The following is a 19,760-nucleotide window of genomic DNA, read 5'->3' as shown; positions in this document are numbered from 1 at the left end:
TCTTTAAATGCGTTGCGAGGGCCGGACGGGGCGGGCATGCTGGTCGATCGAGCGGCGGAGAGCGCTGCCTGGACTAAGGAGGGCTGACGGATGGCCATCACTGTGCTGCGGCATGTCCGCATCAGTCCCACCTCTTTGTTCAGGAGCACACCCGTTGTCTTCCGAGTACGAACTCTCCGAGACCTACTCCGACCTTGACTCCCGCCGGTCCGATGCCTCTGCTGATGAGGCTTCGGCAGGCGACGACTTCGTCTTCGCGTTCCAATCGGTCGGCGAGAAGCTGGGCCCGGATCAGCGATGGTCCACCTGGCTGGAGGTCGAGCGTGGTTCGCGCGGACCGGAACCACGACCGTCGTGGGTGGTGACGGAACAGGCCGCGATCGACACCGAGCTCGGCGTCCTGAAGACCGGTAAGGAAGCCGATGTCTTCCTGCTGGAACGGGCCGTGGAGGCGATCGGCGACAATCCGGCGAAGTCATGTCTGATGGCCGCGAAACGGTACCGCGGCGAGGAACACCGGTCTTTCCACCGCAGTACGTCGTATGTCGAAGGCCGCCGAACTCGCAACAGCCGCGATAGCCGGGCGATGGCGAAGAAGACCGCGCATGGTCGGAATGTCGCGGCCGGTCAGTGGGCGTACGCCGAATGGGATGCCCTCAACATGTTGTGGCAGGTCGGCGTTCCGGTGCCCTATCCCGTGCAGGTGGACGGCACCGAGCTGCTGATGGAGTTCATCGACGACGGCGAGGGCGGTGCCGCGCCCCGGCTCGCCCAGGTCCGGCCGGCCAAAGAGCTGCTGGGCGCGTACTTCGAGCAGCTCCGCGATGGCATGCGTGAACTGGCGCGCGCGGGGCTCGCGCACGGCGACCTGTCGCCGTACAACGTCCTCGCGCAGGCCGAACGGATCGTGATGATCGACCTGCCCCAGGTCGTCGACGTCGTCGGCAACCCTCAGGGCATGGACTTTCTGATGCGCGACTGCCACAACATGGCCACGTGGTTCACCAACCGCGGGTTTGAGGTCGACGAACAGGAGCTGTTCGCCGACCTGCTCGCAATGGTTTTCTGATCGCCTCCTGCAGCGGTCTATGGGGCGGCTGCGTCAGGCGGCGAAGACGGTGCGGTCGATGGATTCGTCGCAGACGATCGCGAGGCCGTCGGGGAGGCTATAGGCGGTGGTGGGCTCGGTATCGGCCTGGTGTGGTGCCGCGGATTCTGCTGAACGCGCGGTTGAACGCGTACTCGCTGGTGTATCCGACCGATCGGGCGATCGGGCCGATGGCGTCGTCGGTGGTGCGCAGCTGCCGCGCGGCCAGTTCCATGCGCCAGCGGGCGAGGTAGGCCAGGGGCGGCTGGCCGACGAGGGCGGGGAACCGGCGGAGCAGGGTGGCGCGCGAGACGCCTGCGCGCCGGGCGAGGGTTTCGAGGGTCCAGTTCCGGGCCGGTTCGGTGTGCAGTGCGGTGAGTGCGGCGGCGACCGTCGGGTCCCGTAGGGCCGCCAGCCATGAGGGTGGCACTCGGCCGGCGTCCTCGCTCTCCAGCCACGTCCGCATGATGTGGACGAGCAGGACGTCCAGGAGGCGGTCGAGGACGGTCGGGGCGCCCACCCGAGGGCGGCGGATCTCGTGGCCGAGGAGCCGCAGGACGTGCTCGATCGGTGCTTCGGGGTCCGCGGGCAGGTGGACCAGGTCCGGCAGCAGGCCCAGCACCAGCGCGGTTTCCTGGTGGTACGAGGCGCACAGGATCCGGGTGCGTGCCGGGCCGGTGCCGACGGTGAGGCGCCCGCCCGTTCCCAGGGCCTGCCGGGCGGCCACGTGGTCGAACGGGTCGCAGGGCCGGCCGGGGTCGCTGGCCAGCCGGTGCGGTGTCCCGGCGGGGAGCAGCGCGAGGTCGCCGGGCATGAGCCGGAGCGGTTCGCGGTCGTCGAGGCAGAGCCAGGCCGTGCCTTCGGTGACCGCGTGGAAGGCGGCGCCGGGGATGTCGGCGATGTCCAGTCCCCATGCGTCCCCGGCATGGACGGTCGCGGCGACCGTGCCGCGTACCTGCGCCACGTCCAGCGCATCGGTGAGCGGATCCATGAGGCCAAGGTATCTCGCGGCTCGTGTGTGAGCTTCTGGGACAAGAGAATGGGACTGACGGGCATCGATCTTCGCGGCTGGGCTTTCTACGGTGAGGAGACGAGCTAGTCCATGGAGGATCGATGAACATCAACGGTTCCATTGCGCTGGTCACCGGCGGCAATCGCGGTCTCGGCGCCTGCCTGGTCGATGAGTTGCTGCGCCAGGGAGCGAGCAAGGTGTACCTGGCCTCGCGCGGCCCGGTCACCGTCGACGACCCGCGCGTCCAGGTCATCAGCCTGGACGTCACCGAGCCCGAGAGCGTGGAGGCGGCCGCCAAAGCGGCACCGGATGTGACCCTGCTGGTCAACAACGCCGGTGTGCTGGGGTTCGGCTCGGTGCTCGACGGTGATCTGGATCTGTTCGAACGCGACATGCGGACGAACTACATGGGCGCGCTGCGGGTCGCCCGGGCGTTCCTGCCCGCTCTGCGGCACGGTGGGGACACCGCGATCGTGAACGTCCTGACGTTGATCGCACTTGCGCCCGCCGGTCCGATGGCGGGCTACAGCGCTTCCAAGGCGGCCGCCCACTCCATGACCCAGGCCTTGCGGTCGGCTGTCGCCGGCGACGGTGTCCAGGTCGTCGGCGCCTACCCGGGCGGAATCGACACCGACATGCTCGCCGGGGTCGAGGCCGAGAAGGCCGATCCGCGCGTGGTGGCCTCCCGCATCGTGGCAGGCGTCGCCCGCGGCGACACGACGATCTGGCCGGACGATGCCTCCGCCGGTGCGGGCGAGGTCTACCTGAACGACCCGGCTCGCCTGGAACGGATGCTGGCGGGCTGATATGTCAGGCGAAGACGAGTGCTCATGAGGAGTGAGGGTCGCGCGCCTCATGGGCCCCGTGCCCGCCGTGGGGCGAGTCGCCGCCGTCGGGCGAGTCGCCGTCGGGCGAGTCGTCGTCGGGGGAGCCGCCCATCATCTCGAGCATGGGGACGCCGCCCGTGCGCACGAACCGGACCACCAGCAGGGCCGCGAGCGCCAGGAAGGCCAGGTTCAGCCAGGTGGTGTAGTTCCAGGAGATGTGCGGTTCCATCACGGCGGTCGCGGAGCGTTCGGTGGGGATGAGGCCGGCCGCGCCGAACAGGAGCTCGACGGCGTATCCGGCGGCGACCATGGAGGCGTAGAAGGTGGCGGTGATGAACAGGGCGGTCCGCAGGCCGTAGTACTTCCGGTAGATGTTGATGATCGGCACGATGATCAGGTCGGCGAAGATGAAGGCGACCACGCCGCCGAAGCTGATCCCGCCGTTCCACAGCACGGCGGCCAGCGGGACGTTGCCGATCGAGCAGACGAACGACAGCACCGCCACCACCGGGCCGATCAGCGGTCCCCAGAGCTTGGCCAGCGCGGGGTGACCGGTGAGGAAGAGCCCGTTCCAGAACGAGTCGGGCACCCAGGCGGCGACCGCACCGGCGATGAGCAGGCCGATCACCAGGTCGCGCAGGATCGCGGCCCACTCCATCACGAACACGTGCGACACCGAGGTGAAGCCCTCGCCAGAGGCCAGCCGGGTCCAGAAGCCGCCCCGCCTCTGGACCGACATGTCCATGGCGGCGTGCCCCTCCATCGAGCCCGCGACCCCGCGTTCGGCCTGCTCGCGGGCCTGCCTGACCAGTCTCTCGCGCAGGAAGAGCCGGAACAGCACGGCGAGGAAGACGATCATCAGGGGGCCGCCGATGAACTCGGCGGCGGTGAACTGCCAGCCCATCAGCAGCGCCAGGATGACGCCGAGCTCGATGACCAGGTTGGTGGAGCCGATCTCGAACGCCATCGCCGCGGTGAAGCTCGCGCCCTTGCGGAACAGCGACCGCGCCAGCGCGACCGCGGCGTACGAGCACGACGACGACATCGCCCCCAGCCCGGTCGCGACCGCCAGTGTCCGGGGCCGGTCATCGCCCAGCATCCGCACGATCGCCGCCCGCCGTACGACCGCCTGCACGACCGCCGACAGCGCGAAACCGAGGATGAGCGCCCACAGGATCTCCCAGGTCATCGACCCGGCCAGCGCCAGGGCCCGCCCGACCTCGCCCATCACGACCACCTCGCCTCCAGCTCACGCAAGGCCATGCCATACCCGGTCTGGGTATTCTGACGCATCGTCGGCATGACGGATCGTCGGCATGACGCATGACGCATGACGCATGACGCATGACGGATCGTCGGCATGGCGCACGATGGATCGTCGGCATGGCGCCGACGCCGTCGGCGTGACGCTGAGGCCTCCTTGTCCGGGTGCCGTGACCAGCGGTCAGGTGTAGACGATCTGCCCGCCTTCCGCGATCTCGTAGAACTCTCCGACCGTGATGATGTCCTTGACCTGGGGAACCAGGTCGTCCTTGGTCAGGCCGAACAGGTCGCAGGCCGCCTTGCAGGCGTAGAGCCCGGCACCGGTGTCGGAGATCATCTCGATGAACTCGGGGATCGGGGGAATGTCGAGCCGGTCCATCTTGCGCGCCATGTAACGGGTCATCAGGCCCGATACGCCGGGCAGCGCGCCGATGAACGTGGCCAGATGCAGACCTGGGTTGCCGACGGCGCCGATCTTGACGTGCCCGCTGCGCTTCGTGGAGACGGCGTCCAGGCCGAAGAAGGTGAAGAACAGGTTGGCCTCGATGCCTTCGGCGCGCGCGCCGTTGGCCATGATCAGTGCCGGGTAGATCCCTTCCAGGGAGCCCTTGGACACGATGATCGAGATCTTCTCCATGCTCATGACGAGACGCTCCTCTCAGATGCAGCCGCGGGGCTTGGGGATACCGGCGATCTTCGCGGCGAGCTTGGCCGGGCCCTTGGGGAAGAGCTGATAGAGCTCCTTGACGGTGACCCCGGACGTCTTTCCCAGGGCACGCACGCTGGGGCCGGTGCCGTCGGTGTCGTACTTGGCGCGCATGAACCTGATGACCTGCCAGTGCTGCTCGGTGAGCTCGTCGATGCCGGCGGTCTTGGCGATCTCAGGGGCCATGTCCTCGGTCCACTGGGCGGGGTCTTCGAAGAAGCCGTCGTCGGTGAGGCTGACGGTCTTGTGGGAGTAGCTGGCGGTCGGCATGGGGGCACCTTCCTTTCGGGCGACTCGTTATGGGCGGCTCGTTGTCGGGTCTTTGCGGCGGGGCGCCATGGCCGTCAGGCGGGATGGCCGTCAGGCGGGCTCGTGGTGTTTGCCGCGTTCGGGCATCGCCGAGCCGATACCGGGGATCCCGTGGCCGGGCAGCAGGCCGTGCCAGTAGAACCACTGGAACATCAGCTTGCCGAGATGGTTCAGGTGCGACTCCCGCAGCAACGGCAGCCCCGCCGCGGCCGGGAAGTGACCGGGCAGCGGTTCGGTGTCGTAGTTGAAGTCGATCAGCAGGGCCTTGTGGAAGCCGGTCTCGATGAAGCAGTTGGCGTGCCCGTCGAACGAGGCGTCCAGCGGCTTTCCCGCCAGGAAGCGCCGCACGTTCTCCACCAGGACCTCGCCCTCGAAGTGGGTGACCGAGCCGGCCTTGGAGGTCGGCACGCCCGCGGCGTCGCCGATGGCGAAGACGTTCGGGCTGACGTGCGACTGCAGCGTGTGCTCGTCCACCGGAACGAATCCGAGCTCGTCGCCGAGTCCCGGCGAGCGTTCGATGTAGGCGGCACCGCCGTGCACGGGGACGACGACTCCCAGATCGAAATCCACCTCGCGCTCGTCGTAGGAGATCAGCCGCCCCTGAAGGTCGCCGCCACCGCCGACCTCCACGGTGCCGGTGTTGAACTCGGTCACCAGCTGGATGTCCTTGGCCTCCAGCAGGCCACCGAGGGTCTTGGCGGCCACCGGCTTGGTGAACGCGGCGTCCAGCGGCGTCACGTAGGTCAGCTCGACCCGGTCCCGGATCCCGCGCCGCCGGAAGTACCAGTCGGCCAGGAAGCAGAACTCCAGCGGCGCGACCGGGCACTTGATCGGCATGTCGACGACGTTGACCACCAGCCGGCCGCCACGGAAGGCCTTGAGGGCGTCGTGCAGGCCGACCGCGCCCTGGAGGTCGTAGAAGGTGAAGACCTTCTCCATCCACCCAGGCCCGGTCAGGCCCTCGGTCTCCTCCGGCATCAGGACGGAACCGGTGGCCACCACCAGCACGTCGTAGCTGAAGATCGTCCCATCGGCCAGGCGCACGTTGCGGGCCTCCAGATCCACCCGGTCGACCGCGGACCGGCGGAACAGGATCCCGTCGTGCAGCTGGCGGTGCCGGGGCCGGACGATCTCATCCGGCTCGGCGAGCCCGAACGGCACGAACAACAGGCCCGGCTGGTAGACGTGGTCGTCGTCCTGGTCGACCACGACGATCTTCGCCTCGTCCTCGGTGTAGACGCGCCGCAACCGGTTGGCGACGAGTGTGCCGCCGGTCCCCGCCCCAAGAATCACGATCCGCTTCTTCTTCATGACTCCACGGTCCCTCGGCTCGGTGTGACAGCCCTAGGGACTTTCGCCCCTGGTCAGAGGGCTTGTGGACGTCGAGAAGCGGCCGTTCGGCCTACTGACCGAGCAGTGGGTGGGCGAGATGCTCGGGCTGAGAGGTGAGTCCGATGAAGAATCTCGCCAGCCTGGAACGGCCGCGCGATTCCGCTCTGAGGACCGTCCGCGGTCTGGGTGCGGAGGAGTGCGGCCAACTGCTGAAGCCCGGTGGGGCCGGCCGGGTCCTGGTCTCGACGGCCCACGGCCGGGCGGCGATCCCGGTCCACTTCGTCATGTTCGGCGATGCGATCGTCTTCCGCGCGCCCGAGGGGTCGGAGCTCGCCTCGGTCGCGGGTGCGGGACTGATCGGCTTCGAGGTCGAACGCGTCGCCGAGGCCGACCGGGACTACTGGAGCGTGCAGGTGACCGGGATGGCCGAACGCGTCGCCGAGCCCGCCACGGTCTGGTTGCTGGACGACCTGATCAAGCCGTGGCCTCCGGGCCGCGATGACGTGTGCGTGCGCATCGATCCGGTCCACATTTCCGGCTGCCACGTGCGGACGCGACGTCGGAGGCCTTCCGGAAAGGAGAGGACGATTCCATGATCACGATGAAGCAGGCCGCGGCGCAGTTCCTGGCCAACAAGCGCATCGCGGTGACAGGGGTGTCCCGGAGCCCGAAGGACCACGGCGCCAACATGGTGTACCAGCGGTTGCGGGCTCGCGGCCACACGGTGTTCGCGATCAACCCGAACGCCGCGGAGGTCGAGGGCGACCGGTGTTACTCGGACCTGAAGTCGGTCCCCGGTGGCGTCGACGCGGTGGTGATCGGCACCAGACCCGAGACGGCCGACGACACCGTCCGCGAATGCGCCGACCTCGGTATCAGGCACGTGTGGATGCACCGCCTCTATGGGGCGGGGAGCGTTTCGGCGACGGCCGTCGAGTACGGGCGTCAGCACGGGATGACGGTGATCGACGGCGGATGCCCGCTGATGTTCGACCCCACCGCCGACACCGGGCACAAGGTCCTGCGCCGCTGGGCCACCTGGACCGGTAAGGCCCCCAGGCAGGTGTGAGGCGAAGACCTTCAGGTAGCGGCTCATGACGGTCCGCCGGCGGCGGTGACGGTCCGCCGGCGGCGGGCGGAAGCTCAGGACAAGGAGACGCGTCATGTCGAATCCTCTGGAGAATCACGCATCGGTGCGGAGCCTGCTGTCAGCGGCGATCCTGGCGCCCTCGGTGCACAACACCCAGCCGTGGCGCTTCGTTCTGCGGTCCGGCCCCGTCCTGGAGCTGCACAGCGATCCGGATCGGCGGTTGAACGTGCTGGACCCGCGCGGGAGGGCGATGCTGATCAGCTGCGGCGCGGCGCTGCTCAACCTCCGGCTGGCGATGGTGGCGGCGGGCCGGCGGCCCGAAGTGACCGTCACCGCCGGCGAGGGCGGCGGCACGCTGCTCGCCGAGGTGCGTTCGGGCGTTCCGGCCGAGCGGTCGGAGGAGGACGCCAGGCTGTTCACGGCCATCGCCCGGCGGCGCAGCAACAGGCTGCCGTTCGAGGAACGCCAGGTGCCGGACACGGTCGTGAAGGAGATGATCGAGGCCGCGATCGCCGAGGGCGCCCAGCTGTGGGCGGCCGACCGCGATGTGGCCCGCGAGCTGCAGGACGTCATCCGTAACGCTGAGCAGGAGCTCGTCGCCGACCCCGACTACCGGAACGAACTGGACCTGTGGACCGCCGACCGGCACCGCCTCGACGGGGTGCCGCGGTACGCGTTCGGTCCTCGGCCGGGCCCCGGCGAGCCGCCGATGCGTGACTTCGGGCTGGACTGGTGGCACACCGAGCGTCCCGGCGTCCGGTTCGAACGGACGCCGCAGCTGGCGTCTCTCGCGACGATGGGGGAGGGGCCCGCGATCTGGCTGGCGGCCGGTCAGGCGCTCCAGCGCGTTCTGCTGACGGCCACGGCCAACGGGGTGGCCACCTCGCTCTTCACCCAGCCGCTCGACCTGCAGGACATGCGCCTGCCCTGGGCGGAGAACGAGCACGACCTGCACCTCCAGGCGATGATCCGCTTCGGGTACGGCCCGCCCGCGCCCTCCTCGCCGCGCCGGCCGGTGTCGGCCGTCCTCGAGGCGCCCTGACCGTTCCCACTCGACCGGGCGACCGTTCCCGCCCGACTGGGCGACCGTTGCCGCTCGACCCGGGCAACGTTCCGGCTCGACTCGGGCGGCTCGGCGCCGGTGGCTCTGCCGGTGACCCAGCCGGTGGCCCCGCCGGTGGCAGTGTGGCGGAAGGTGGACGCCGAGGTGGTCTTGCCAGGGGTGCGGGTGGGTGATGAGGTTCAGTTTGTCCGGCTCGCGTAGTCGCGATCGGGACGTCCGCTTCTCCCGGTCAGCGTCGCCCGGACCGGCCGTACGGTCAGCCGGTCGAACGTCCTCACCGAGCGGGACGTTCGGTCTGGGGGCGACGACGGGGTGCCGAGAACGATCGCCCCCGCGAGGCAGGCGGGGCGTGCCGTCAGTTGATGCGACGCCGATCGAGCCGTTCCCAGCTCTGCTCCCAGAGTTCGGCGCGGCGGCGGTCGCAGCGGCGCCGCACGAGCAGGTAGACGACCAGGAACGGTGCCCCGGTCACCCCGGCGACGGTGCCGGTGGCGAACGCGGCGTCAGAGACGGTCTGCGAACCGACCTTCGGCTTGGTCGTCGGCCGCCCCGCCTCGTTCACCCAGACGAGTCGCTGGGAGCCCGGCTTGTCGGACGGCTGCACGGCCGTCGCGGCGGTGCGGGAGGTGCCGTCGGGCGCCGTCCAGGTCAGGTAGGTGTCGTCCTGCCCGTACGGTCCGTTCGACGTCTTGATCCGCGCGACGGTCGCGAGGACTTGGTGGCGGGTGGCCGCCTGGTTTCGCTCCGACCGCAGTCCCGCGTGGTAGGCCGCCTCGCCGGCCCGTACCGAGACCGGCGGCGCCACCGCCAGGTACACGACCAGCATCACGAAGCCGATCGTCCACTGGGTGTGGTCGATCTCCCGCCGCAGCTCGTTGCGGTCGAGTCCGAGGCGGCGCCGGACTCGGTCCAGCCTTTTCCAAGCCCTGTGAGTTCTCGGTCGCTTCATCGCTCCTCCCGAACGTTCCGAGACGACGGTAGGCAGGGCCGAACAGGGTGCGGCAGGTGCGGAAGCCTCTGCCGGACGGGCCTGCCGACGGCGGAGCGTAGGGCGGACGTCCCGTTCCGCCAGGACGTTCGGGCCGTCCGGCACTCCACTGATCACCTCTGGCCGGGGTGCCGCACGGCGCGCAGCGCACGTGGCCATCCGCGATCTTCGACCTACCTCCGCCGCGGCCGGCGGCCATAGGCTGCCTCTCGCCGGTAGAGGAGGGAACTGAGATGTCCGCTGAGCTGCATCGCCGGGCCGTCGTGGCCGACACCCACAATGACCTGCTGATGGTCGTGGCCGCCCGCCCGCCTGCGCAGTGGGCCGAGTTCTTTCGGGAACGCTGGTTGCCTCAGCTGCGCGACGGAGGCGTGGACCTGCAGGTTCTCCCGGTCTTCATCGACGAGCAGTTCCGGCCTGAGGGGTCGTTGCGCGAGACGCTGCGGATGGTCGAGGCGGCGCATGTGCTCGCCGAGGGGAACGCCGACGAGGTGAGCCTGTGCCGCGACGGGGAGGAGATCGACCGGGCGCTGGGGGAGGGGAAGATCGCCCTGGTGCTGGCCCTGGAGAGCGCCCCCGGCCTGGACGCGAACGTGGAGCTGTTCTCCACTCTGCATCGGCTGGGCGTGCGGGTGGCCTCGATCGCGCACTGGGGCCGTACGCCATTGGCCGACGGCAGCGGGGAGGACGCCACCGGCAGCCGCCTGACCGGCGCCGGGGTCGAGGCGCTGGCCGAGCTGGAACGGCTGGGCGTGATCTTCGATGTCTCGCATCTGGGGGCGTCCGGCGTCGCGCACGTCCTGGAGCTGGCCACGCGTCCGGTCATGGCGACGCATTCCTCGGCCCGGGCCTTGCGCGACCATCACCGCAACCTCACCGACGACCAGCTCCGAGGTGTGGCCGCGACCGGCGGGGTGGTGTGCGTCAACTTCCTCGCGGGCTTCCTCAGCGAGGATCCCGGCGGCTACACCATCGACCGCCTCGTCGACCACATCGAGCACGTGGCCTCCGTCGCGGGAATCGACCACGTCGGCCTCGGCCCCGACTTCATCCGCGAGGTCAAGCTCGAGCTCACCCCGCCCTGCTGCGAGGACCTCAGCGCCCTGGCCGGTTTCGACACCAACGCCGTCGTCCCCGGCCTCGACGGCCCGCGCGGCATGCCCCTGGTCACCGAGGCACTCCTCCGCCGCGGCCACCCCGAGTCCGACATCCTGAAGATCATGGGCGAGAACGTCCATCACCTCTTCCGCAAAGAACTGGGACGCCCCGCCTGAGCGGGAAGCCCGAGCTTCCCGAGCCGTTGTGAGCGTGCGCGGATAGGGTCCGGTTCTGTGGGCCGATCGAGGACGAATTCGGGGCCGGCGGAGGACCTGCTCATCGAGCTGGATCGCGATGGCGGGGTGCCTCTGCATCGGCAGATCGAGATGTCCATCCGGGCGAGCATCCGGGCGGGACGGCTGCGGGCGGAGGCTTCGCTGCCGCCCACTCGTACGCTCGCGGCCGGTCTCGGGGTCTCTCGTGGGGTGGTCGTGGAGGCCTACCAGCAGCTCGTCGCCGAGGGCTACCTCACCAGCCGGTCGGGCGGTTACACGCAGGTCGCCGCGTCCATGCCGCCCGACGCGGCTCCGGCGTCGCGGCCGGTCGCGCGCGGCACCGGTCTCAGGATCGACTTCGGGTACGGGCGTACGGACGTGTCGCAGTTCCCGCGGGCGGCCTGGCTGCGCTCGGTCCGTACCGTGCTCGCGACTGCGCCGAACGACCGGTTCGCCTACCTTGACGGGCGGGGGGTGCCGGAGCTGCACGAGGCTCTGTGCGACTACCTCAACCGGGTGCGCGGCACGTCGGCCGTCCCGGGCAACATGGTGATCTGCAACGGCTACGGGCAGGGCATCTCGCTGCTGATCCAGGTGCTCGTCCGGCACGGCGCCAGGCGGATCGCCCTGGAGGACCCGTCGGCCAACGACGACGCCCGGGTGCTGGCCGGCGCCGCCGGTCTGGACGTGGTCGGGATCCCGGTGGGCCCGAACGGGGTCCAGGTCGACGCGCTCCATCAGACCGACGCGGACGCGGTCGTGCTCACGCCGTCGCATCAGTGGCCCACCGGGGGAGTGCTGCCGGCCGGCGCGAGGGCGGAGGTGATCCGCTGGGCGAGGCGGCGCGGCGCGATCGTGGTCGAGGACGACTACGACGCGGAGTACCGCTACGACCGGTCGCCGGTGGGCGCCATGCAGGGCCTGGCGCCGGACGACATCGTCTACTGCGGAACGGCCAGCAAGACGCTCGCGCCGGGGCTGCGGCTCGGCTGGATGGTGCTGCCTCCCCACCTGGTCGCCGATGTCACCGCGGCGAAGGTGCTCGCCGACCGGGGGTCGCCGGTCATCGACCAGTTGACGTTCGCCGACTTCCTCATGCGCGGCGAGTTCGACCGCCATCTGCGCCGGATGCGTCCGGTGTACCGCCGCCGCCGTGACGCGCTGCTGAACGCCCTGCGCACTCGCCTGCCCGATCTGGAACCGGCCGGGGTCGCCGCCGGGCAGCACGTGGTCGCCTGGCTCCCGCCCGATCTCGAGGAGGCGGCGGTGGTTGCGGCCGCCGCCCGGCACGGGCTCGGCATCAACGGCGTCGGCCCGTACAGGATCGCGGGTCCTGGACCGGGCGGACTCATCTTCGGTTACGCCATCCTCGGCGAGAGCGCCATCGGCGAGGGGGTCGCGTTGCTGGCGAGGGCCATCCGGGAGGTACGGGGGTCCTGATCCCGCGTGGCCTGATCCCGCGTGGCCTGATTCCGTGGGGTCCTGATCCGGCGCGGCGGCGCATGCGGGTCACTCGCAGTGCGCATGCGCGTCAGCGTGCCGGGCGGATGTTCTGGTTCAGGTGGAACACGTTGGCCGGGTCGTACGCGGTCTTCAGCGCGGTCAGCCGGGCCAGCTTCGCGGCCGAGTAGGCGCGCCGTACGCCGCGCCGTCCGTCGGCCAGTTCGTCGGCGGTCAGCGAGTTGACGTACACCCCGCTCGCGTAGGGCTCCAGCGAGGCACCGGCGGTGCGGGCGGCGCTCATCCTGGCGTCGTCCTCGGCCGGGTCGGTCCAGCGGGAGCCGGCGCCGAACTCGAACATCGTGCCGCGGTGGCTGAACGCCGCGTCCGCCTCGGGGACGTCGGCGATCGCGCCGCCGTGCGCCTGCAGGTCCACGCTCGGCAGGTACGGGTCCGAGCTCAGGTCGGTGCCGCCGCGCAGCAGGAACGCCTCGATCGCCACGGTCGGGAAGCGCCGCAGGTAGTGGCCGTTGGAGTAGCGGCGGTAGGCGTGGCCGCCGGTGGAGTCGTTGCGCTGCTGAAGGTCGAGATAGGACGGCGTGGTGACGCGCGACGCGAGGGGACGCCCGAGGGCGCGCATCGCCGGAAGCAGCCGGCGGCCCTGCTCCGGGTCGCCGACGTACACGAACCCGAGTGTGGCGATCGGGCCGGTGGGACCGCTGCCGACTTCGGCGGTGAACGTCGCCTGCCGGGGCGCGACGGCGTTCAGGTCGCGCCAGCCCTCCATGACCGGGACGGCGTCCTCGGCGCGGAAGTCGAACTCGGCGACCAGCGTTCGCGTGCCGGTGCGGTGCAGCTGGAACTCGAACTCGGTCACGATGCCGAAGTTGCCGCCACCGCCGCGCAGGCCCCAGAACAGGTCGGGGTTCTCGGTACGGCTCGCGGTGACGATGTCTCCCTCGGCGGTGACCACCGTGTACGAGACGACGTTGTCACAGGCCAGGCCGTACTGGCGGGCCAGCCAGCCCATGCCGCCGCCGAGCGTGAGCCCGCCGACGCCGGTGTGCGAGACGTTGCCGGCGGTGGTGGCCAGGCCGTACGCCTGGGCGGCCCGGTCCAGTGCGCCGAGCAGTGCCCCGCCCTGCACCCGGGCCCGGCGGCGGGCCGGGTCGATCCGGACGCCGCCCATGGGCGTCAGGTCGATCATGAGCCCGCCGTCGGGCACGGCGAAGCCTGCGGCGTTGTGGCCGCCGCAGCGGACGCCGATCTCCAGGTCCAGGTCCCGGGCCAGCCGTACGGCGGCGACCACGTCGGCGACGCCCGCCGCGCGGACGATCATGCGTGGACGCCGGTCGATCATGGCGTTCCAGACGGTACGGGCGGCGTCGTAGTCGGCGTCACCGGGCGTGAGGACCTGGCCGGCGAAGCGGGTCGCAGTCGCTGTCGTTGTCGTCGTCATGCCACTCAGCCTGACAGGAATCGGTACACACCCTGAGGTCCGATCTCGGGGTCTGGTGAAGGACCAATTTGGCCCCGGCCGAGCCGTGCCTCCCGCCGTCAGAGTTGCTTCACGTAGGAGATGAAGCCCGCGATGAAGAGCGCCGTCGCGGCGAACACGCCGGCTCCGGTCGTGATCGCATTGGGGATGGAGTGGGATGTCACCCAATAGATGACGCCTCCGCAGATGCCCACCAGCAGGCTGACGAGGAGGATGATCGCTCCGATCAGCCATCGGATCTTGTTTTCCATGATCCGTCTCCTTCCTGGCCGAACGGAGCCCGTAGCGGGCCAATTGTTCGGCGAGGCGTGGAACGAGGTCTGTTGGGTGTCGCAGCCGCCCTTTCTCCGCTTGTGATCTTCCTTATCAGGTGAACGTACTCCTGTCCTGACCTGCACGGAACTAGCGTCCGATTGTGTTGCGGATTCATTTTGGGGCGATTGCGAATGGCGGGCCGGGCGTCCGGGGAGACGCCGCCCGCGCGGCGTCATCTGATCGGATGAGCGGCGATACGACCGTGGAGTGATGATCAAGCGGGGCGGGCTGGATAGCGTCGGTGCATGCTGAGATCGCGTTGGGTCGCGTGTGGGATCGCCGGGCTCGCCGTTGCTGCGAGCCTCCTCGGAGGGAACGCCGCGGCGGCGGTGCCGTCAGCGGTCTGGGAGACGGGCCCGGTCACGTGGGGCCCGTGCTCTTACGAGGGACAGACGAGCCCGGCCGAGTGCGCGGACATTCAGGTGCCGTTGTCCTGGGCCGATCCGAAGGGGCCGAAGATCTCGCTGCGCCTGTCGCGGCTGCGCGCTCTGGACGGCGGGCACCGCATCGGGTCGATGCTGTTCAACCCGGGTGGGCCGGGCGGCGCGGGTGCCGCGGTGATCGCTCTCAGGGGGCGGGAACTGATGCCCGCCGCCGTACAGCAGCGGTTCGACATCATCGGCTTCGACCCGCGCGGCGTGGGAGACAGCACCGCCGTGAAGTGCTCGGGCGCGGCTCTGTCTCCCCAGGTCCCGGTGTTTCCCCGTTCCAAGGCGGAGTTCGCGGCGATCAAGCGGCAGAGCGCGACGTACGGCGCTTCGTGCGTCAAGGGATCCCAGGCCGGTCTGATCGCCAACGTCGACACCGTGAGTGCGGCGCGTGACATGGAGGCGATCCGCACCGCGCTCGGGGAACGGCAGATCAGTTTCCTGGGCGTGTCGTACGGGACGTTCCTGGGGCAGACCTACGCCCGGCTGTATCCGCGCCGTGTCCGCACGATGGTGCTCGACGGGGCGATGGACCACGCGGTCGGGCCGCGCACGTTCCTGAACCAGGAGGCCTCCGCGCTGTCGAAGGTGTTCGGCGAGTTCGCCCGGTGGTGCGGCGCGTCGACGTCGTGCGCCCTGCACGGCAAGAACGTGACCGAAGTCTGGGACAAGCTGCTGGCCCGGGCCGCGCGTACGCCGATCCCGGCTCCGCACGCTGCGGGCGGCCCGACGACGGTGAACGCGGACGCGATCCGGATGGTCCTGCCCAACCTGCTGCTGTTCGGTCCGACCAGCTCCCTGCTGCCCTCCACCTGGCCGGAGCTGGGCAAGGCGCTCGCCCAGGCGCAGGCCGGCGACGCGTCACTGCTGGCCGACAACTCCTCCGTCGGACAGCCTCAGGACGCCTACGCCGCGGTGGGCTGCCAGGACTTCCCGCCCCAGCTGCACGGCTACGGTGACATCGCCGACCGGCTGAAGAAGGTCCGCGCACTGTCCCCGCACACCGGCGGGGCCTCTGAAGCGTGGCTGATGACGCTGTTGTGCGCGGACTGGCCCGTTCCCCCGACCGATCCGTGGGGCCCGCAGAAGATCGAAGGCACGCCGCCGATCCTGGTGGCCAGCACCAAGGACGACCCGTCCACCCCGCTGGTCTGGGCACAGGGCCTGCACCGCGAGATCAAGGGCAGTGGACTGCTCGTCGCCGACGTCATCGGCCACACCGCGTACTTCAACTCCGCCTGCGCGCGCCAGGTGGAGAGCGACTACCTCATCACCGGCAGGCTCCCCGCGTCCGGCCGCTGCGGAGCCTGACGCCCGCCGCCCGCGATCAGGCGCGGGGGCGGTGGCGGTGGACGGGCGCCTCGGGTGACGTGCCGTAGACGGTCAGCCAGATCGAATGGGCCAGGGTGCGCGCGATCTGCTCGTCTCGCGAGCCTTCGTCGTGGCGGCAGTGCGCCGAGATGGTGCGTTCCACCATCCAGATCAGGACCTGCGCGGTCGAGGCCGTGTCCATGGCGGCCTCGACCGTGCCCGTGCGCTGTTCGGCGTTGAGCCGTTCCTGAACGACGTCGGAGAAGCCGCGCATCCGGCCGCGCCAGAACGCCGCGACGTCCGGGTCGTAGCCGCCCACCTCTCCCAGTGCGTTCAGGACGCGGCGATGCTCGCGATAGGCGGCGAGCATCTGCCGCATGGCGTGCGCGACGCCCTCCTCGCCGCCGGTGTGGTCGGCGCGCCACCAGATGACGGCCTCCGCGAAGAGCGCGTCGACCGCCTCCTCCGCCAGCGCGATGAGCAGGTGGCTCTTGTCCGGGAAGTGCAGGTAGAAGGTCGAGCGCGCGACCTCCGCGCGCTCGGCGATGCGCTGGATGGGCAGCTCGGTGTACGGCGTCCCGTCGGCCATCATCTCCGTGGCCGTCCGCAGCACGCGGCGCCGGACGTCCTCGCGCCGCTCCCGGACCTTCCTGCGCGCCTGCGTCGTGGTGGATGGCATGGCCGCAGGGTACCCCGCCGGGGCCTTGATCGGACAGAGTGTCGACACTCTGTTGACATATCGCCAACAACCGAATCACACTCGGTCCACTGCTCATCGACAAGCACAGGACGTCACGGGGGCTCGGCCTAGGAGGCTCAACGTGGTCCGTCATCGCAAGGCCATCGCCGTGCTGACCCTGGTGGTCGCGGCGCTGGCCTCCGCCACCACCCCGCGTGCAGAGGCTCGGACCTCCGCCACCACCTCACGCGCGGGTGCTCAGGTCTCGGCCGTACGCGACGATCCCGGGTCCGGGATTCCGCACACCGACGTCAAGCGGTCCGATCTCACCCCGGTGCCCGGCAAGCTCGCCGAGCCCTCCGACGACGGCCCGCACCCCGGCTCCACCACCGAATGGTGGTACTCGCACGTCATGGACCCGGCCACCCACCGCACGTTCATCGCGATGCTCTTCACCGCGCCCGTCCCCACCGGCGTCATCTTCTGGTACCCGGAGAAGGGCCAGAAGCTCGTTCTGCCGGAGCCGGTCGCCGAGGTGAAGGCGTCCGCCGGCCCGACGGTCACCAGCAGCGCGGGCAGCCTGGTGTACGACAAGGCCCGCGGCGCCTACCACCTCACCTGGCACGGGCTCTTCGCCAAGGCCGACATCTGGTTCGACCACGCGCTGCCCGGCGTCACGGGCGGGCCGATCCGCTACGACGGCGACCAGACGATGTACTGGAGCGCGCCCGTCGGTACGAGCCGCGTGACGGGCTGGGTGCAGCCGCCCGGCTCGTCCGCCCCGCTGAACGTGAACGGCTGGCGCGGCTACCACGACCACAACTGGGGCAAGTTCAGCGTCATCGACCAGCGGTACTCCGGCTGGGAGTGGGGCGTCTCCCACGAGCCCGACGGCACCGCGACACTGCTCGGCGGCGTGGTCAAGGGCGACGGCACCTGGCAGGGCGTGGTCGGCCGGGTGACCAAGCGCGAGACGTACGGATGCATGAGCACCGTCAAGCTCTCCGACTGGAAGGTCTCCGGGCTCTTCTCCTATCCGAACACCACCAGGCTGACCTGCCCGTCCTCGCTGCTGGCCACGCCGCAAGGCCTGAAGGGCAAGAGGCCGGGGCTCGACAAGACCTTCACCGTCGTGGACCCGTTCATCCTGGACACCGGCCTGCTCGCCCTGCCCGAATCGCTCGGCCGCACCGTCCCCGGCTCGCTCGGCCTGATCGAGCACATCCGCACGCTCCCACCCCGCCTGCCGCACTCCTAAGGACGGCGCCGATGTCCCGTTCAGACGACGACAAGCCCTCCAACGAGCAGCCCATCAACGGTCACCCGCGCCCCGGCATGTCCCGCCGCCAGGTGCTCTACGGCACGGCCGCCGCAGGGGCGGTCACGCTCCTTCCCCTCCAACCCGCACGCGCCGCGGCGGCCGGCACGAAGTCGGCCGGTAAGAAGACGGTCGTCGTCCTGGGCGGCGGCATGTCGGGACTGGCCGCCGCGCACGAGCTCATCGAACGCGGCTTCAACGTCACGGTCTTCGAACGCAAGGCCCTCGGCGGCAAGGCCCGCAGCATCCCCGTCCCCGGCACGGGCAAGCAGGGCAGGCGCGACCTCCAGGGCGAGCACGGGTTCCGCTTCTTCCCGGGCTTCTACCGCAACGTCCCCGACACGATGCGCCGCATCCCGGTGCCCGGGAACGCCAACGGCGTACACGACAACATGATCGACCTGACGTCCACCCGGATCTCCCGCAACGCCGGACGCTCGGACATCATCGTTCCCGAGTTGACCAGGCCCGGCGGTACGGGGCTCGACCTCGACGTCCTCAAGGAGACCCTCACCGGGCTCACCGAACAGGTCGCCGCGATCCCCGCCTCCGAGCTGTCCCTCTTCGTCAACCGCTTCATCGTCTACCTCACCAGCAGCGACGAACGCCGCCTCGGCCAGTGGGAGCGCCTGCCGTGGTGGGACTACGTCAAGGCCGAGGGCAAGTCCAAGGACTACCGCGCGATCGTGGCGCGCTTTCTCACCCGAGGCCTGGTCGCAGTGAAGGAAGAGGTCGCCAGCACGCGTACCGTCGGCGCGATGGGCCAGGCGTTCCTCCTGTCCGGCCTCGGCCTGGGCGCGGACGGCGGCCTGGCGCGGATGCTGAACGCGCCCACCAACGAGGCGTGGATCGACCCCTGGGTGACCTATCTGCGCAGCCGAGGTGTCCGCTTCGAAGTAGGCCAGACGGTCGAAGCCCTGGACGTCGCCTCCGGCCGAATCCGTTCCGCGCACCTCATCGACGCTCAGGGCAAGCGACGCACGGCCGAGGCCGACTGGTTCGTCTGCGCGATGCCGGTCGAACGCGCCCGTGCCCTGCTGTCTCCCGCGATCCTGGCCCTGGACCCTTCCCTGGCCGGCATGAACGACCTGCACACCGAGTGGATGAACGGCCTGCAGTTCTTCCTGCGCAAGAGCCCGCACGGGATCGACCAGGAGGTCAACTTCATGGACTCTCCCTGGCAGCTCACCGCCGTTCTGCAGAGCCGCCTCTGGAACCGCGACTTCCCCCGCGACTACGGCGACGGCCAGGTCACCGACTGCCTGTCCCTGGACATCTCCGACTGGGACACCCCGGGAATCGTCACCGGCCGCCCCGCCAAGGAGTGCAGCCCGGCAGAGGTGGCCAAGGAATGCTGGGCGCAGATGAAGGATCACCTGGAGGACACGGGCCGTTCCGTCCTGCCCGACGGCCTCCTGCACTCCTGGTTCCTCGACCCGGCGATCGCCTGGAACGCCGCCACCCGCCGCAACACCAACGACGAGCCCCTCATGGTCAACACCGTCGGCAGCTGGGCGAAGCGTCCGCGCTCGCGCACGAGGATCCCCAACCTCTTCATGGCGGGCGACTACGTCCAGACCAACATGGACCTGGCGACCATGGAGGGCGCGAACGAGTCCGGCCGCGCCGCCGCCAACGCCCTCCTGGACGCCGCGGACTCCCCGGCCAAGCCCGCCGACCTGTGGAAGCTCTACCAGCCACCGGAGCTGGACGGCCTCAAGAAACTGGACGCACAACGCTTCCGCACCGGCCTCCCCAACCTCTTCGACACCTAGCGCGGG

19 protein-coding genes are annotated in these 19,760 nt (G+C 70.0%); 10 read left to right on the top strand and 9 right to left on the bottom strand.

The genetic code is table 11. The annotated features are described in order from the left end of the window. The first annotated feature begins 154 nt into the window (after positions 1 to 154). Positions 155 to 1,069, top strand: a complete 915-nt coding sequence (locus J4573_RS04680) for a serine protein kinase RIO (RefSeq protein ID WP_243772473.1) — start codon at positions 155 to 157, stop codon at positions 1,067 to 1,069. Positions 1,070 to 1,166: 97 nt separating this feature from the next. Here J4573_RS04680 and J4573_RS04675 read toward each other — a convergent pair whose 3' ends face one another. After that, entirely contained in the window at positions 1,167 to 2,078 is a 912-nt protein-coding gene (locus tag J4573_RS04675) for an AraC family transcriptional regulator (RefSeq protein ID WP_208253985.1), read from the bottom strand. Between the two features lie 122 nt (positions 2,079 to 2,200). Between J4573_RS04675 and J4573_RS04670 the strand changes: the two genes are divergently transcribed. Continuing rightward, entirely contained in the window at positions 2,201 to 2,905 is a 705-nt protein-coding gene (locus J4573_RS04670; RefSeq protein ID WP_208253984.1) for an SDR family NAD(P)-dependent oxidoreductase, read from the top strand. Between the two features lie 22 nt (positions 2,906 to 2,927). On the opposite strand, the gene J4573_RS04665 is transcribed toward J4573_RS04670, so the two are convergent. The 4 genes from J4573_RS04665 to sqr all read right to left on the bottom strand — a co-directional run bounded on the left by J4573_RS04665 (position 2,928) and on the right by sqr (position 6,515). Next, positions 2,928 to 4,154 (bottom strand): permease, encoded by a 1,227-nt coding sequence (locus tag J4573_RS04665; protein WP_208253983.1) that lies wholly within the window; start codon positions 4,152 to 4,154, stop codon positions 2,928 to 2,930. A 216-nt stretch (positions 4,155 to 4,370) separates the two neighbouring features. After that, positions 4,371 to 4,832 (bottom strand): DsrE/DsrF/DrsH-like family protein, encoded by a 462-nt coding sequence (locus J4573_RS04660; protein ID WP_208253982.1) that lies wholly within the window; start codon positions 4,830 to 4,832, stop codon positions 4,371 to 4,373. 15 nt (positions 4,833 to 4,847) lie between these two features. Then, positions 4,848 to 5,165: a TusE/DsrC/DsvC family sulfur relay protein gene (locus J4573_RS04655; protein WP_208253981.1), complete on the bottom strand. Its 318-nt coding sequence runs from the start codon at positions 5,163 to 5,165 to the stop codon at positions 4,848 to 4,850. Positions 5,166 to 5,255: 90 nt separating this feature from the next. Continuing rightward, entirely contained in the window at positions 5,256 to 6,515 is a 1,260-nt protein-coding gene (gene sqr, locus J4573_RS04650) for a type III sulfide quinone reductase, selenoprotein subtype (RefSeq protein ID WP_208253980.1), read from the bottom strand. A gap of 143 nt (positions 6,516 to 6,658) precedes the next feature. On the opposite strand from sqr, the gene J4573_RS04645 reads away from it, so the two are divergent. The 3 genes from J4573_RS04645 (at position 6,659) to J4573_RS04635 (ending at position 8,668) form a co-directional block, all read left to right on the top strand. Next, positions 6,659 to 7,132, top strand: coding sequence for a pyridoxamine 5'-phosphate oxidase family protein (locus J4573_RS04645; protein ID WP_208253979.1), 474 nt, complete (start codon positions 6,659 to 6,661; stop codon positions 7,130 to 7,132). Then, positions 7,129 to 7,605, top strand: a complete 477-nt coding sequence (locus J4573_RS04640; RefSeq protein WP_208253978.1) for a CoA-binding protein — start codon at positions 7,129 to 7,131, stop codon at positions 7,603 to 7,605. The genes J4573_RS04645 and J4573_RS04640 overlap by 4 nt, the downstream gene beginning before the upstream one ends. Before the next feature lie 94 nt (positions 7,606 to 7,699). After that, the gene (locus J4573_RS04635; protein ID WP_208253977.1) at positions 7,700 to 8,668 is read left to right on the top strand and encodes an Acg family FMN-binding oxidoreductase; all 969 of its coding nucleotides are present in this window, start codon (positions 7,700 to 7,702) and stop codon (positions 8,666 to 8,668) included. 376 nt (positions 8,669 to 9,044) lie between these two features. Here the strand turns inward: J4573_RS04635 and J4573_RS04630 are convergent, their stop codons facing one another. Then, positions 9,045 to 9,638, bottom strand: coding sequence for an Rv1733c family protein (locus J4573_RS04630; RefSeq protein WP_208253976.1), 594 nt, complete (start codon positions 9,636 to 9,638; stop codon positions 9,045 to 9,047). Positions 9,639 to 9,910: 272 nt separating this feature from the next. On the opposite strand from J4573_RS04630, the gene J4573_RS04625 reads away from it, so the two are divergent. Together J4573_RS04625 and pdxR are read left to right on the top strand one after the other, a co-directional pair. After that, complete coding sequence (locus J4573_RS04625) at positions 9,911 to 10,951, top strand: dipeptidase (RefSeq protein ID WP_208253975.1); 1,041 nt, start codon at positions 9,911 to 9,913, stop codon at positions 10,949 to 10,951. A gap of 126 nt (positions 10,952 to 11,077) precedes the next feature. After that, entirely contained in the window at positions 11,078 to 12,430 is a 1,353-nt protein-coding gene (pdxR, locus tag J4573_RS04620; protein WP_208253974.1) for a MocR-like pyridoxine biosynthesis transcription factor PdxR, read from the top strand. Positions 12,431 to 12,521: 91 nt separating this feature from the next. Here the strand turns inward: pdxR and J4573_RS04615 are convergent, their stop codons facing one another. Further along, a complete protein-coding gene (locus J4573_RS04615) occupies positions 12,522 to 13,889 on the bottom strand; it encodes an FAD-binding oxidoreductase (RefSeq protein WP_208253973.1) in 1,368 nt (455 codons plus the stop codon). Between the two features lie 98 nt (positions 13,890 to 13,987). Further along, positions 13,988 to 14,179, bottom strand: coding sequence for a hypothetical protein (locus tag J4573_RS04610; protein WP_208253972.1), 192 nt, complete (start codon positions 14,177 to 14,179; stop codon positions 13,988 to 13,990). Between the two features lie 309 nt (positions 14,180 to 14,488). Between J4573_RS04610 and J4573_RS04605 the strand changes: the two genes are divergently transcribed. Next, on the top strand, positions 14,489 to 15,982 hold the full coding sequence (locus J4573_RS04605) for an alpha/beta hydrolase (RefSeq protein ID WP_208253971.1): 1,494 nt from the start codon (positions 14,489 to 14,491) through the stop codon (positions 15,980 to 15,982). A gap of 16 nt (positions 15,983 to 15,998) precedes the next feature. Here J4573_RS04605 and J4573_RS04600 read toward each other — a convergent pair whose 3' ends face one another. Next, positions 15,999 to 16,661 carry a TetR/AcrR family transcriptional regulator gene (locus J4573_RS04600; protein WP_208253970.1) on the bottom strand — a complete coding sequence of 221 codons (663 nt, stop codon included), beginning with the start codon at positions 16,659 to 16,661 and terminating at the stop codon, positions 15,999 to 16,001. 142 nt (positions 16,662 to 16,803) lie between these two features. Between J4573_RS04600 and J4573_RS04595 the strand changes: the two genes are divergently transcribed. After that, a complete protein-coding gene (locus tag J4573_RS04595) occupies positions 16,804 to 17,919 on the top strand; it encodes a hypothetical protein (RefSeq protein ID WP_208253969.1) in 1,116 nt (371 codons plus the stop codon). 11 nt (positions 17,920 to 17,930) lie between these two features. Further along, positions 17,931 to 19,754 carry a hydroxysqualene dehydroxylase gene (locus J4573_RS04590; protein WP_208253968.1) on the top strand — a complete coding sequence of 608 codons (1,824 nt, stop codon included), beginning with the start codon at positions 17,931 to 17,933 and terminating at the stop codon, positions 19,752 to 19,754. Positions 19,755 to 19,760 lie beyond the last annotated feature (6 nt).

The organism is Actinomadura barringtoniae (genome assembly GCF_017573505.1).
GTDB lineage: Bacteria > Actinomycetota > Actinomycetes > Streptosporangiales > Streptosporangiaceae > Spirillospora > Spirillospora barringtoniae.
The sequence above is the reverse complement of the archived record's forward strand: the minus strand, read 5'-3'. Positions and strand labels throughout refer to the sequence as shown.